This is a genomic window from Pseudoalteromonas lipolytica (assembly GCF_001306915.1).
Taxonomy (GTDB): Bacteria; Pseudomonadota; Gammaproteobacteria; order Enterobacterales; family Alteromonadaceae; genus Pseudoalteromonas; species Pseudoalteromonas simplex.
Window position 1 is genome coordinate 110,098 of sequence record NZ_LJTC01000014.1, and the last position, 13,545, is coordinate 123,642.

At 42.2% G+C, this 13,545-nt stretch carries 14 protein-coding genes; 8 read left to right on the forward strand and 6 right to left on the reverse strand.

Going from position 1 to position 13,545, the window contains the following annotated elements:
- Position 1: 1 nt before the first annotated feature.
- From AOG27_RS18555 to fabR, 3 genes are all read right to left on the reverse strand, one after another.
- Positions 2–658 (reverse strand): PGRP and LysM peptidoglycan-binding domain-containing protein, encoded by a 657-nt coding sequence (locus tag AOG27_RS18555; RefSeq protein WP_054554480.1) that lies wholly within the window; start codon positions 656–658, stop codon positions 2–4.
- A 19-nt stretch (positions 659–677) separates the two neighbouring features.
- Positions 678–1,826, reverse strand: a complete 1,149-nt coding sequence (locus AOG27_RS18560) for a hypothetical protein (RefSeq protein ID WP_054554481.1) — start codon at positions 1,824–1,826, stop codon at positions 678–680.
- A 109-nt stretch (positions 1,827–1,935) separates the two neighbouring features.
- Positions 1,936–2,568 carry an HTH-type transcriptional repressor FabR gene (fabR, locus tag AOG27_RS18565; RefSeq protein WP_054554482.1) on the reverse strand — a complete coding sequence of 211 codons (633 nt, stop codon included), beginning with the start codon at positions 2,566–2,568 and terminating at the stop codon, positions 1,936–1,938.
- A gap of 116 nt (positions 2,569–2,684) precedes the next feature.
- Between fabR and AOG27_RS18570 the strand changes: the two genes are divergently transcribed.
- Together AOG27_RS18570 and sthA are read left to right on the forward strand one after the other, a co-directional pair.
- The gene (locus AOG27_RS18570; protein ID WP_054554483.1) at positions 2,685–3,818 is read left to right on the forward strand and encodes an acyl-CoA desaturase; all 1,134 of its coding nucleotides are present in this window, start codon (positions 2,685–2,687) and stop codon (positions 3,816–3,818) included.
- A 13-nt stretch (positions 3,819–3,831) separates the two neighbouring features.
- A complete protein-coding gene (gene sthA, locus AOG27_RS18575; protein ID WP_054554484.1) occupies positions 3,832–5,262 on the forward strand; it encodes a Si-specific NAD(P)(+) transhydrogenase in 1,431 nt (476 codons plus the stop codon).
- 45 nt (positions 5,263–5,307) lie between these two features.
- Here the strand turns inward: sthA and hemE are convergent, their stop codons facing one another.
- Positions 5,308–6,372: a uroporphyrinogen decarboxylase gene (gene hemE, locus AOG27_RS18580; RefSeq protein ID WP_054554485.1), complete on the reverse strand. Its 1,065-nt coding sequence runs from the start codon at positions 6,370–6,372 to the stop codon at positions 5,308–5,310.
- A gap of 612 nt (positions 6,373–6,984) precedes the next feature.
- Between hemE and AOG27_RS18585 the strand changes: the two genes are divergently transcribed.
- The gene (locus tag AOG27_RS18585; protein WP_054554486.1) at positions 6,985–7,455 is read left to right on the forward strand and encodes an Rsd/AlgQ family anti-sigma factor; all 471 of its coding nucleotides are present in this window, start codon (positions 6,985–6,987) and stop codon (positions 7,453–7,455) included.
- 146 nt (positions 7,456–7,601) lie between these two features.
- Positions 7,602–8,648: a S66 peptidase family protein gene (locus AOG27_RS18590; protein WP_200909117.1), complete on the forward strand. Its 1,047-nt coding sequence runs from the start codon at positions 7,602–7,604 to the stop codon at positions 8,646–8,648.
- Positions 8,649–8,703: 55 nt separating this feature from the next.
- Here the strand turns inward: AOG27_RS18590 and fkpA are convergent, their stop codons facing one another.
- Positions 8,704–9,459: an FKBP-type peptidyl-prolyl cis-trans isomerase gene (gene fkpA / locus AOG27_RS18595; protein WP_054554488.1), complete on the reverse strand. Its 756-nt coding sequence runs from the start codon at positions 9,457–9,459 to the stop codon at positions 8,704–8,706.
- Between the two features lie 200 nt (positions 9,460–9,659).
- Here fkpA and AOG27_RS18600 point away from each other — a divergent pair, with 200 nt between their 5' ends.
- Both AOG27_RS18600 and AOG27_RS18605 read left to right on the forward strand, forming a co-directional pair.
- Positions 9,660–10,658, forward strand: a complete 999-nt coding sequence (locus tag AOG27_RS18600; RefSeq protein WP_054554489.1) for a WD40 repeat domain-containing protein — start codon at positions 9,660–9,662, stop codon at positions 10,656–10,658.
- Positions 10,645–10,857, forward strand: coding sequence for a SlyX family protein (locus AOG27_RS18605; RefSeq protein ID WP_054554490.1), 213 nt, complete (start codon positions 10,645–10,647; stop codon positions 10,855–10,857). Before AOG27_RS18600 ends, AOG27_RS18605 begins: the two co-directional genes overlap by 14 nt.
- Positions 10,858–10,880: 23 nt before the next feature.
- On the opposite strand, the gene AOG27_RS18610 is transcribed toward AOG27_RS18605, so the two are convergent.
- The gene (locus AOG27_RS18610) at positions 10,881–11,084 is read right to left on the reverse strand and encodes a YheV family putative zinc ribbon protein (RefSeq protein ID WP_054554491.1); all 204 of its coding nucleotides are present in this window, start codon (positions 11,082–11,084) and stop codon (positions 10,881–10,883) included.
- 129 nt (positions 11,085–11,213) lie between these two features.
- Here AOG27_RS18610 and AOG27_RS18615 point away from each other — a divergent pair, with 129 nt between their 5' ends.
- A complete protein-coding gene (locus AOG27_RS18615) occupies positions 11,214–13,133 on the forward strand; it encodes an ATP-binding cassette domain-containing protein (protein ID WP_054554492.1) in 1,920 nt (639 codons plus the stop codon).
- On the forward strand, positions 13,120–13,545 hold the full coding sequence (locus tag AOG27_RS18620) for a TIGR02444 family protein (protein ID WP_054554493.1): 426 nt from the start codon (positions 13,120–13,122) through the stop codon (positions 13,543–13,545). The genes AOG27_RS18615 and AOG27_RS18620 overlap by 14 nt, the downstream gene beginning before the upstream one ends.

Below are 13,545 nucleotides of genomic sequence, written 5' to 3' on the forward strand. Positions count from 1 at the left end.
CTTATGCTCCGTATACGTCAACAAGACGACGTTTAGTAATTGGCCCTGCTATGCCATCAACTTGCAACTGCTGTGCAAGCTGAAAAGCTTTAACACCTGTTTGTGTTTTTGATCCATTAATTCCATCAACCTTCCCACAATCAAATCCAAGTAAATTGCAACGCCCTTGCACTCCTGACAAGGTTTCAATAGGGTCTAAGTGCCCAACTTGAATAGCAAAACTCTTTGTTGGTGTGGTGTCTTCGTCATTGAGATATAAATCTACTTGCCCTGTAAGCGTTTTATTTTCGGTGAGCTCTACTTCAATTAAACCATCTTCTGCTATGACGGTATCAATTGTTTGCCCTGCGATATTCAGTACAATGCGCTTTCCCGTAATTTGCTCGCCATTTTCGTAAGCTAGTTTTAAACGAAAGAATTCTTTTTCATCACGCACCATAAAAGAGTTTTTACTACCTGTTTTCAGTGGCATGAATTTTTCAACTTTTGCTGGAATAGCAATTACGTCGCCGGGGTAAATTTGGTTAGGATCAGGCCTTAAAGAACGAAACTCAGCATTAAGCGGATGCGAGTAAAGACCATTAGAGGTTCTAAACCCATATTGACGAGCAATGCGTAGCAAGGTTTCGCCTTGCGACACAGTATGTTGTAAGGTCATAAATTATATCCTTATAAATTTATTCATTACGGGAAGGGCTGGCCACCTGCCAGTCTTTGTCATCTAACTCATGAAAACTTATTTTAGCGTTTTCAAAGTCAGGGCCTGATACGTGGGCATAACCCTTACTATCTAATACTCCACTGACTACATGCCCATTACGCAAGCGAATTTTATAGCCCATGTTTGCCTGTGGGTTACCTGCTTGATCAAGCAACTCAATTTCATATTCTTGTGTTGGTTGAAGCACTGTAAAAGAGGTGGTTTCCACAAGACCTGACGCAGTCACAGTGACAGCATAAACACCTGGCTTCACAACTAAATAATGCTGCCAAAACGATATTTCATCTGGGCGCTTTTTTTCTAATTGCAATGTAATTTGACCATTTGTAGGCCCTTGCCAAACTATATCTATACTGCGGCAATTACTGCAGGAGCCTTCTATATTTAATTTCCAACCATTGGGAACTATCAATCCAGTACCTACCGGTGCGGGCTTAGCACGACTAAACCCCAAATTGTAATCATAAATAAGGTTCGCATTTTTATAGCCTGTATATTGTTGAGCTAACATTTCTACCGTTTCAGATGCTTGGAGCACATGAGTTGTGAAATTTTGCCGAACTTGGTGAGATGCTTTTAACTCTACCTTACTATTTGCAACAGGCTTATAAAGAGCTAACGTAGGTTGAAATTGTTGAGTTGCTGTTGGGCGGATAACACGACGAGTATAAGTTATGTGTTGATCTATCCTGTTAGGTTGTCCCTCAAAGCCATTGCTATGTAATAGCCTAGCTTGTTGATCTCTCAAATCAGCTGATGTTGCATTGCTAGCAGCCTCTGAGCTATGGATCTTTGAAATAGTGGCGCTTTTTGGGTATAGCGCAATTCGGCTATAAACATGGCGAAACTGACTGTAGGGAACTCGCTTCCAACCATTTTGGTTAATCCAAAACTGGCAGCGTTTGTCATCTCGAAATTGTGAGACCTGATGAGCGTCTAATACGCCAAACAAGTTATCTTGAATTTTCTTTTGCACATGTTTCGGTAACGAGTATAACAAACTGCGGCTCAGCTCTCGAAAGCTTGGGCTATTTTTTACCGTTGTTTCTTCACTCTGTTCTAAAAAATGGGCATGAGTATTATTCACCGGATCCTTGGTGAGCATGTGCGTCCTCGCTATTTATTCATTTTGTGGCGTAACTGACTATTTAGAATTCAGTTACTGATTTAAACAAAAAACGATACACAAAATGGGAACAAAAATCTACCATGCTTTAGGCTGTTTTTTCTACACTACCTTTACTATCACGACCATACAAAGTGGCACCGCGAGCAATATAACGTAATTGCCAGATCAAGCGTTCAACCAGTTCTTCGCGTTGTGTCCCTTCAATATCGAGGGCTTCGGCACCGGCGTTAAATACTAAAGTCACCATGGCTTCGGCTTGAATATATGCATGAGTTGGGTCGCACGGAGTTTCGCTTTCAAGGTAATGCGCAAGCTCTAAAATGAAATGTTTAATTTCACGAGCAACCGCAGCACGAAATGCTTTTGAAGTTCCTGAGCGCTCACGCAATAACAATCTAAATTGGTTGCTCGAGTTATCGATGAACTCCATAAAGGTCACGATTGATGTCGTGATCACACTACCGCCGCTCTCAATACGGCGACGCGCTTGGCGCATAAGTTGACGCAGTGTTAAACCAGCTTCATCAACCATGGTCAAACCAAGCTCATTCATGTCTTTAAAGTGGCGGTAAAAAGAGGTGGGGGCAATCCCTGCTTCACGGGCAACTTCACGTAAGCTTAAATTAGAAAAACTATGATCGGCACTCAATTGATTGAATGCGGCCTCGATTAGTGCTTGTCGTGTTTTTTGTTTCTGTTGCGCTCTAACACCCGACATGGAAACTCCCAGCGTGAACTTTTAATGATTTTTCGGTTAATGAGCTAGTCTAATACTTGACGCGGAGAGAATGAAACACTATTTTAGCGTACAACTGTACGCCGAGATTTATTCAGATGAAAAAACCACCGATTATTTGGACCAACGTGCTATTTTTTAGCCTTACATTTTTGGCCGCGATCACCCTTGTTCCTTGGTATGGCTTTAGCTACGGATACACCAGTACACAGTGGATAGCCTTTGTTGGCTGTATGTTCTACGCCGGACTTTCTATTACTGCAGGTTATCACCGCTTGTGGGCACACAAAGCCTATGATGTGCATCCTGTTATTGAAGTGATTTTTGCCTTAGGTGGTGCTTTTGCACTGCAAAATAGTGCCTTGCACTGGAGTAGCGATCATCGAATTCACCATGGTCAAGTTGATGATCCAATCAAAGACCCTTACGCCGCTACTAATGGCTTTTGGTATAGCCACATCGGTTGGATGCTGCGCGATTATCAAGGCGAACAATACGGTAACTACAGTAACTGCCGAGACTTACAAAAAAACAAAGTCGTTATGTGGCAACACCGTCACTATATGAAGTTAGTCGTCGCGACTAATTTTGGTATTCCTTTACTACTTGGTTTAATGCTTGGCGATGTATGGGGCATGTTATTATTGGTTGGTTTACTGCGCTTAGTATTGAGCCAGCACTTTACCTTTTTTATCAACTCGCTGGCGCATATCTGGGGCTCACGTCCATACACAGAAAAAAACACCGCCCGTGATAATGGCTTTTTAGCGCTATTCACATACGGTGAAGGCTATCATAACTTCCACCATATTTTTGCTAGCGACTATCGCAATGGCATTAAGTGGTATCACTATGATCCAACTAAGTGGATGATCCGCTCTTTAGCGGCAATCGGTCTTGCTTCAAAATTAAAGCGCACATCGATTGAGCGAATCGAAAAAGCCAAAGCAGAAACCTTGATGAATAAGACTCAAGGTCGCCTTGCAAAATTGCCTTTAGCGCAAGATAAGCTTACATTATTACAATCTGAGTACGATTTACTGCTGAAAAAACTGCAACACTTCTGTGCCTTGCAAAAACGCGTGTTAGAAATCAAACGCAATAAAATGATGAAACAGTGTGAAAAATCAGCATTAATGACACAATATCACGAGCTTGAAGCCGCTTGGGAAAACCAAAAGCAGGCTTGGCTTGCACTAAATGCGAGGTTGTTAAAAGCCTCTTTTAGTTAACATAGGAGCGGCTGTGGCCAAACAACAAGTAAAGCAAAAAGATACTCCATCTTATCAATATGATGCAATCATCATAGGTACAGGTCCTGGCGGTGAAGGTACCGCCATGAACCTATCTAAAAGCAACAAAAGAGTCGCTGTTATTGAACGTCAAGAAGCGGTAGGCGGCGGTTGTGTGCACTGGGGTACTATCCCTTCAAAAGCATTACGTCACTCTGTAAGCCGTTATATTGAATATAAAGCAAACCCGCTATTTAATATTAGTGAGCGCCCTAACCGCTTAACTTTCCCCGATATTTTGCGCCACGCAAGTAACGTCATTTCAAAGCAATCTAATTTACGTAGCAGCTTTTATGAGCGTAACCGCATTCATATGTATCAAGGTGATGCTGAGTTTATTGATAAACACACCATTAAAGTAACGCACCTAGACGGTTCATTTGAAACAATCACCGCACAAACAATCGTTATTGCTACTGGCTCGCGCCCTTACCGTCCACCAGGTGTAGACTTTAAACATCCACGTATTTACGACAGCGATACCATTTTAGGCCTTGAAGATGACCCTCATCGTGTGCTGATTTATGGTGCAGGTGTAATTGGTTGTGAGTATGCCTCTATTTTTAAAGGTTTAGGCGCCAAGGTTGACCTAGTGAATACCCGTGACCGCCTACTTGCCTTTATGGATGCGGAAATTTCAGATGCTCTGAGCTATCACTTTTGGAATAGCGGTATTGTTATTCGTCATAATGAAGAGTTTGATCGTGTAGAAACCCGTGATGACTGTGTGGTAATGCACTTGAAATCAGGCAAGCGCGTAAAAGCTGACTGTATTTTATTTGCCAATGGCCGTACCGGTAACACAGACGCATTAAACCTTGAAGCTGTTGGCCTAAAAGCGGATGGTCGTGGCCAGCTTAAGGTGAACGAAACATACCAAACAGAAGTCGACAACATTTATGCTGTGGGTGATGTCATTGGTTACCCAAGCCTTGCCAGTGCAGCATTTGACCAAGGCCGTATTGCAGCCGATGCGATTGCATGTGGTAATTGCGATGAAAAGCTGATCATTGATATTCCAGCAGGTATTTATACAATCCCTGAAATGAGCTCAGTGGGTAAAACCGAGCAAGAGTTAACAGCTGCAAAAGTCCCTTACGAGGTAGGCCGTGCTCAATTTAAGCATTTAGCGCGTGCGCAAATTGCAGGCACTGAGGTGGGTAGCCTAAAGATTTTATTCCATGTTGATACCAAAGAAGTACTGGGTGTGCACTGCTTCGGTGAGCGTGCCTCTGAAATCGTTCACATCGGTCAAGCGATTATGGAACAAAAGAACGGCGGTAATAACATTGATTACTTTGTAAATACCACGTTCAACTACCCGACTATGGCTGAAGCCTATCGCGTAGCTGCATTAAATGGTTTAAATCGTTTGTTTAAGTAAATAAAAAGCCCGATTAATGCGGGCTTTTTTACGATTAGCTTTTGCTTATTTGTGGTATTTACCACTGAATTCATGAACAGCGTTGATAAATACACCTGCGTTTTCTGGGTCTACATCTGGTGTAATACCGTGACCTAGGTTAAATACATGGCCAGAGCCTGTACCAAAGTCTTCTAGGATAGTAGCAACTTCTTGGCGAATACGCTCAGGCGTGCCATGCAGCATTGCTGGGTCCATGTTACCTTGCAGCGCCACTTTATCGCCAACACGACGCTTTGCATCACCAATGTTAATAGTCCAGTCTAGACCTACTGCATCACAGCCTGTTGCTGCAATTGCTTCAATCCACTGACCACCATTTTTAGTAAATAACGTCACTGGCACTTTACGGCCATCGTATTCGCGAATTAAGCCATCAACAATCTTGTGCATGTATTGTAATGAAAACTCATTGTAGTCACGTGGGCTTAATACACCGCCCCATGAGTCAAATACCATTAACGATTGCGCGCCCGCTTTAACTTGCGCGTTTAAATAGTCGATTACTGAGTCAGCTAATTTATCAAGTAATAGGTGCAGTGTTTGTGGATCTGCAAAGGCCATTTTCTTGATTTTACCGAATGTTTTGCTGCTACCACCTTCAACCATGTAAGTGGCAAGTGTCCAAGGTGAACCAGAGAAACCAATTAGCGGTACTTCACCTTTTAATTCGCGACGAATCGTACTTACCGCATTCATCACATAACCAAGCTCATCAGTTGGATCGATATTTGGGATTTTTTTAACATCTGCTAATGAAGAAATCGGACGTTCAAATTTTGGACCTTCACCTGTTTCAAAGTAAAGACCTAAGCCCATAGCATCAGGAATAGTTAAAATATCACTGAATAGAATTGCAGCATCAAGCGGATAACGACGTAATGGCTGTAACGTTACTTCACAAGCAAGTTCAGCGTTTTTACATAAACTCATAAAGTCGCCTGCTTGGGCACGTGTAGCACGGTATTCAGGTAAATAACGGCCAGCTTGGCGCATCATCCATACCGGTGTGACATCAACAGGTTGCTTTTGTAGTGCACGTAAATAACGATCGTTTTTTAATTCGCTCATGCGTATAGAATCCTAGAACTGAATGAAATTGAGCAGATTGTATCACCATATTGCGCGTCTCACTATGGATAGATAATCAAGGCTAGATATAGATCATGTTTTTTAAGCCAACCTACGCCTATAGTGTGTTTTTTGAGCGAAAACAAAATAAATTTAAAACTTTTCATTAATAAATTTGCAACATACAAAAAAGCTTGGTATAACTTATCCCGCGTTAACAAAAACAATAATAAAAATCTTATAACAATAAGAACAACAATCTTCCCATAATAATAAGAACGCTTGTTTTAACAAGTCTTAGAAAAAGAATTAAACCACCAATTTTGGTGGTTTTTTCTTTTCTAAATCAGAAAATTACAACTCATCCACTTAGATAAAAATCGCAAAATTAATACTAGTAGTTTTGAATCAATTCCCATACACTGCAATGAGAGCAAAAAAAGTCCACTCTAAAAAACAAGGAATTTTTTAGCTTATTCAATGCTGAAAACTATGCCTTTAGAATGACTTTTACAATCTGTTGCAATTAGACACTAAGAATTTAGTTGATCTTTGTGTCATATTTCCTTTTTATATATACAAAGGAAAACCTACTCAGCGAGGAGATGAAATATGCTGACGCGTTTGGAAAAAGCTCAACAAAAGTGGGGTGGTAGTCACTCTGTAATCGACAAATGGCTCACAGAACGTCAAGAGCTGCTTGTGTTGTTCTGCCGTATTGCAGGCTTTTCACCGTACGAAAAGAAAGATCACGCCCTTCCTGATCAGCTGCAAATTCAAAACTTTTGCCAAATTCTGATGGATTACCTTTCTGCTGGCCATTTCGAAATTTACGACGACATTGCCAAAGCGTGTAAAGAAAAAGGTCCTGAAAGCCAAAAGCTGGCTAATGCCTTATACCCACGCATTTCTGAAACCACAGATGTGGCACTCGACTTTAACGACAAATACGCAGAAGTTGACAAAGATGACCTGCTTGATGAGTTTGATAAAGATTTATCAACATTAGGTGAAGCGCTTGAACTGCGCTTTGAGCTAGAAGATGAGTTAATCGATAACCTTTATTCTAATCACACCAGCTAACAGCTTAGTTACACAGCAGAGAAACACTCTCTGCTGAAAAACACTTTTTTGCCTGCCTAAAAAGAATCATCTATTCCATTTCGTAACAAATATTTGAAATATTTTCTTCAATGCGATACTCATACTATAAAAACATGAGGCTCGCTATGAATAAACGGTCATTTTTAAAGTCACTTTCAATTCTTGCCGCAGGCGCAAGTCTGACATCAGCTCCTTTAATGGCGGCGCAGAGTGCTAGCACCCAAACATTAAATAAGCCAAAAGCTCTTCCTACAGGCGGCACAATTGGGATATGTAGCCCTTCAGCTGCCACTGCTGCGCACGCTGATATTTTATTAGCACAAGGCGTTATAGAGGCACTGGGTTACAAGGCTAAGCTTGCACCAAACATTCTAGCTAGACGCGGTCATTTAGCTGGCACTGATGCAATGCGAGCTAGCGACTTAAATAGTTTATTCAACGACAAAGAGGTTGATGCCATTTTGTGTTTACGTGGCGGTTCAGGCGCTGCCCGTATTCTACCTTTGCTCGACTACGCAATGATCCGTAACAATCCAAAACCTCTAATGGGCTATTCAGACATTACCGCTCTTCACAATGCATTACTGTCTCAAGCTGGGTTAATCAGCTTTCATGGTCCAAATGCATCAAGTGACTGGAACCCGTTTCATGTCGCGCAATTTAAGAGCATGTTCGAAGCGCGTAAGTTGATGCATTTCCAAAACTTACCAAAAGCCGATGATGAGCTTGTTAACACTCAGTACCTGACCCAAACGATTACATCAGGTAAAACCTCTGGACGATTAATCGGCGGTAATTTAACGGTACTGACAGCCCTTGCAGGCTCGAACTATTTACCTGACTTTAATGGCGCAATTTTATTTTTAGAAGATATCGACGAAGCACCGTATAGAATTGACAGGATGATGAGCACACTAAAACTTATGGGCGCACTTGATAAAATTGCAGGCTTTGTATTTGGCGATTGTAATGACTGTAAGCCAGGCAGTGGTTATGGCTCATTAACCCTTGATGATATTTTTGCAGATTATATAAAACCGCTGGGGATCCCTGCTTATCGTGGAGCTATGATTGGCCATATTAAGCGCCAATTTATCCTGCCTGTTGGTACTGTGGTTGAGCTTGATGCTGATAGTGGCACATTAAAAATGAAAGAAACGGCATTTAGTTAATAAACTTCGCGCATAAAAAAAGGGCTTTTCAGCCCTTTTTGTATTGAGTTAAATATTACTCAGCTGGAACAGCTTTTTCATCGCTTTGGATTTCAAGTAATTCTACTTCGAAAACAAGCGTTGAATTTGCAGGGATCTTACCAAGATCACGCTCACCGTATGCAAGTTCAGATGGAATAGTGAACTTGTACTTAGAGCCAACAGGCATTAATTGTAAACCTTCAGTCCAACCTGGGATCACACGGTTAAGTGGGAAAGTAGTTGGTTCGTTACGTGAGTAAGAGCTATCGAACTCAGTACCGTCTAATAAAGTGCCTTTGTAGTGTACTTTAACAACGTCAGTAGCTACTGGCTTTTCGCCTTCACCTTCAGTGATCACTTCGTACTGTAGGCCAGACTCAGTTACTGTAACGCCTTCTTTTTTCGCGTTTTCAGCTAGGTATTTTTCGCCTTCAGCTTTGCTCTTTTCAGATTCTACTTTCGCTTTTTCTTGTTGTTTAGTGCGAATGCTTTGGTCAAGTGCAGTTAACACTTCACGAATTTTTTCGTCATCAAGTTTAGCGTTACCCGCTAGTGCGTCTTCAAAACCACGCTTAAGAAGTGCTTCGTCTAATTCAACACCTAGCGCTTTTTTATCAGCAAGGTCTTGGTTTAAGAAGTTACCAACAGATGCACCAATACCGTATGCTTGTTGTTGAGCTTCAGTCTCTAGTTTAACTTCAACTTGCTGTTCTTTTTTTGCTTCCTGATTACAAGCTGTAAGCGCTAAAACTGACGCTGCAATCAATGACAATTTAATCGTCTTTTTCATTTTATATCTCCGACACACTTTGCAGTTGTCAATTATTGTATTATTACTAGTTAAAGATTAACGACCTACATGGTAGGCTGCTTGTCTAATAACTAACGTCATGCCAATGCATGATCAGCGATTAGACTAACAACCTAGGTCTTCAACGAGACCTAGTCTAACCTCTCAATCACTAAGAGTTAAGGGGAAATACTCGTAATATGTCGATATTTCGTACTTTTTTGTATCTGCTCAGCCTTTGCTTAGTTGTAGCTTGCTCTGAGCAACATGAGCAATCAACTGCACGCTATGAGCATGCGGCTAAAGGTGCCTTCGCCTCCGCGCTGTCGCACGATGGTAAATACAGCTTAATCTCATCAATACACCATGGGGTTGCATTGTGGGATAATCAACAGCAGGTATTAAAATACCAATGGTTTCAACAACAAGCCCAAGATAGTCTCGTCCATACTGTTGCTATCTCGTACGACAACAGCCATGCAGTTACCGCTGAGAAGTCCACCTTTGCAGTGTGGAACATTGCCACGGGCAACAACACGGGTTATTACAAAATACACGCCTCAACAATTAGAGATATCGCGATAAGTAACCAAGGGCGCAGTGTATTATATGGTCGCGCCGACGGTGTAGTCGTTTACCTCGACTTAGAGAGTGGCAGGCGCATAGAGTTCCTTGGCCACCAAGAAAAAGTCAATGTTGTTGACCTTTCACCTAACGGTCACTACGCCATTAGCGGCTCAAATGACTATGTTGCTTACTTTTGGGACACTCGCACAGGGCAAGTGATCCATCGCTTTAATCACCCAAGTCGCGTTACTCAAGTCGCCCTTGATCCACAAGGTCGTTATGCATTTACCGCAGACAGTATGAAGCAAGCAAATGTATGGCAACTGACTACAGGTGATCTTGTTAGCAAACTGGCGTATATTGCGCGTCAGAAAATTTTTACCGCCGTACGTTTTAACGATGAAGGCACTTTAATTGCCACAGGTTCACCCAATCGATTGGTTGATTTATGGCAACTAGAGTCAGGTAAAAAATTACAAACGTGGCAAGTGATTCCTCGAGAAGGAAGCCGCCCGAAATCAGCCGTGGTGTTAGATGTTGCGTTTACTGATAACAACCAAGCGTTATTAACCGAAAGCTCCAGCGGATTCGCTGAAAGTTTTAATCTAAGAGAATCAAATGAATACAATTGAAGATCGTCTAATGGAACTTGAAGCGAAAGTCGCTTTTCAAGATGAAACAATTGAAATATTAAACGATGAGCTTAAAGCGCACCAACAGCAGCTGGCTAAAATGAAGCGCCAGACAGAGTTACTTGCAGAAAAGATTAAAGAAGCGCAGCAGCCATCTTTAATGTCACAAATGCAAGAGCCGCCACCGCCGCACTATTAATTTAGTAATGATAGAGCCGGGAATTAATCGCCCGGCTTAAATACACCAATCACTTGCTCAAATTGGCGTGTTGAGGCCTGAACAGCCTGCTCTGGTTGCGTCATTTTGTGGCCACACTGTACGCACTCCACTTTTTCCACATCATGTTCTTTATAAAGCATCATGGTATCCATGGCCTTACACTCAGGGCATGATGCGCCAGCAATAAAGCGTTTTCTTTGTCTCATAGATGATCTCCCGTGGCATGTAGGCGGCTATTTTAGCCTAATAATTCTCTGTTTGATACGATTGCGAAGGCTAATGTGATCCGTGTTATGATAGCGGCAATTTAATCAGTGCTGTGCAAGTAAACATTCATGATCCAAATTTCAGACATCGAACTTCTACGTGGTGGTAACGCCTTACTAAAAGGGGCTTCTGCAACCTTATTCCCAGAGCATAAAGTCGGCCTTGTTGGCGCTAATGGCTGTGGTAAATCAACGCTGTTCGCGCTATTAAAGTCTGAATTGCAACTCGATGCCGGTGAATGCCAAATTCCTAAAGACTGGTCAATTGCCTCTGTAAAACAAGAAACTCCCGCGCTCGAAATCAGCGCTCTGGATTATGTATTACAAGGTCACCCTGAATATTACGCGCTAAGAATTGCACTACGCGAAGCCGAGCAAAATAACGACGGCGATGCGCAGGCAAAAGCACATATTGGCCTAGAACATATTCAAGGCTATAGCATTGAAGCAAAAGCAGGTGAGCTATTACACGGTTTAGGTTTTAGTAATGAGCAAATTGACAACCCAGTGAGCGCCTTTTCAGGTGGCTGGCGTATGCGCTTAAACTTAGCACAAGCACTTATTCGTGATGCTGATTTATTACTGCTAGATGAGCCAACCAACCACTTAGATCTCGATGCCGTTTACTGGTTAGAGCGCTTTTTACGCGCCTACACAGGCACTCTAGTGCTTATTTCCCATGACCGAGAATTCTTAGATGCCGTTGTTGACCAAATTTGGCACATAGACGCACAAAAAATAAATGTTTATAAAGGCAATTACTCGCAATTCGAACGCCAAAAAGCAGAGCGCTTATTACAGCAACAAGCGATGTTCGAAAAGCAACAAGAACAAATTGCTCACCTAGAAAAATTCATTACGCGCTTCAAAGCAAAAGCCAGTAAAGCTAAGCAAGCACAAAGCCGCGTAAAAGCCCTAGAGCGTATGGAAAAGTTAGCCCCAGCCCATGTTGACTCACCCTTTGATTTTGAATTTGCGGAGCCAACAGCGCTGCCAAACCCGTTAATGACTCTTGACCAAGCCAAAGCAGGCTATGGCGACACCACCATTTTGCATAGCATCAAGCTAAACCTTGTGCCGGGTAGCCGTATTGCGCTGCTTGGCCGAAATGGTGCGGGTAAGTCAACACTGATTAAATTATTAGCTGGCGATTTACAACCTCAAGCAGGTGAAGTATTTCAGCATCAGGGCTTAAATATTGGTTACTTTGCGCAGCATCAACTTGAGTCACTTGATTTAAAAGCCAGTGCAGTGACCCATTTACAACGTTTAAATCCGCAAGCTCCTGAGCAATCATTGCGTGACTTTTTAGGCGGTTTTGCATTCTTTGGCGATAAAGCACTTGAGCCAGTTGCGCCATTTTCTGGCGGTGAAAAAGCCCGTTTAGTGCTAGCAATGCTGGTGTACCAAAAGCCAAACCTACTGTTACTGGATGAGCCAACCAACCACCTAGACTTAGAAATGCGTCATGCCTTAGTAATGGCGCTACAAGGCTTCGAAGGTGCTATGGTGACCGTATCGCACGACCGTCACATGCTTAAAAATACCGCTGATGAGTATTACCTTGTTGATAACGGCGAAGTAACACAATTTGGTTATGACCTTGATGCCTATTACCAATGGCTACTCAATGCCAATAAAGAAGCTGCTAAAAGCCCTGAAGACAATGCCCCTAAAGCACATTCAAGCGTTAACCGCAAAGAGCAAAAGCGCTTAGAAGCTGAGTTCAGAAAGTCAGTGCAGCCGTTGAAAAAGCAAATCGAAAAGCTTGAAAAGCAACTTGATAAGTACTCTACAGAGCTTGGAGAAATCGAAAACGCACTTGCCGATAATGATTTATATAGTGATGAAAATAAAGCCAAACTGACAGAGCTGCTCACTAAGCAAGCAAGCTTAACACCCAAGCTTAATGACGTTGAAGAAGAGCTGCTCATGGCACTTGAAGAGCTTGAAGAAAAAGAGCAGGCCTTTGCCGATGAAACCGCTTAACAGCGAACAGTTTTGGCAGTTTGCATGCAAGCTTTACAGCAAAGACGGCATGCAAACCAAGCTACTAGGCTATCAAGACCAGCAAAGCAAAAATGTTAACCTTTGCCTGCTGCTTTATTATCTTGATTCGTTAGAGCTGGCTGTAACACCCTCTCAACTGAGTGAGCTTGAGTCGTGCATTGCCGAATTTGATCAACAGGCTTTACAGCCCCTACGAGCCACACGCGCCTACCTTAAAACCATTCAAAACGAGGTTTCAGACTACCCTATCATTCGCAAAGAGCTACTTAGCGCAGAATTAAAGCTTGAAAAAAAGCAGCAACAATTACTGATAAACACAGCAAATACCATGATATTCACCCTCCATAAACAGGCTGAAAATATAAGGCTTTATTTAAGCGACAAGCAGTAA

Coding starts and splice junctions, on each gene's coding strand:
- AOG27_RS18555 (WP_054554480.1), bottom strand. CDS start 658: ATGACCTTACAACATACTGTGTCGCAAGGCGAAACCTTGCTACGCATT.
- AOG27_RS18560 (WP_054554481.1), bottom strand. CDS start 1,826: ATGCTCACCAAGGATCCGGTGAATAATACTCATGCCCATTTTTTAGAA.
- fabR (WP_054554482.1), bottom strand. CDS start 2,568: ATGTCGGGTGTTAGAGCGCAACAGAAACAAAAAACACGACAAGCACTA.
- AOG27_RS18570 (WP_054554483.1), top strand. CDS start 2,685: ATGAAAAAACCACCGATTATTTGGACCAACGTGCTATTTTTTAGCCTT.
- hemE (WP_054554485.1), bottom strand. CDS start 6,372: ATGAGCGAATTAAAAAACGATCGTTATTTACGTGCACTACAAAAGCAA.
- AOG27_RS18585 (WP_054554486.1), top strand. CDS start 6,985: ATGCTGACGCGTTTGGAAAAAGCTCAACAAAAGTGGGGTGGTAGTCAC.
- AOG27_RS18590 (WP_200909117.1), top strand. CDS start 7,602: ATGAATAAACGGTCATTTTTAAAGTCACTTTCAATTCTTGCCGCAGGC.
- fkpA (WP_054554488.1), bottom strand. CDS start 9,459: ATGAAAAAGACGATTAAATTGTCATTGATTGCAGCGTCAGTTTTAGCG.
- AOG27_RS18600 (WP_054554489.1), top strand. CDS start 9,660: ATGTCGATATTTCGTACTTTTTTGTATCTGCTCAGCCTTTGCTTAGTT.
- AOG27_RS18605 (WP_054554490.1), top strand. CDS start 10,645: ATGAATACAATTGAAGATCGTCTAATGGAACTTGAAGCGAAAGTCGCT.
- AOG27_RS18610 (WP_054554491.1), bottom strand. CDS start 11,084: ATGAGACAAAGAAAACGCTTTATTGCTGGCGCATCATGCCCTGAGTGT.
- AOG27_RS18615 (WP_054554492.1), top strand. CDS start 11,214: ATGATCCAAATTTCAGACATCGAACTTCTACGTGGTGGTAACGCCTTA.
- AOG27_RS18620 (WP_054554493.1), top strand. CDS start 13,120: ATGAAACCGCTTAACAGCGAACAGTTTTGGCAGTTTGCATGCAAGCTT.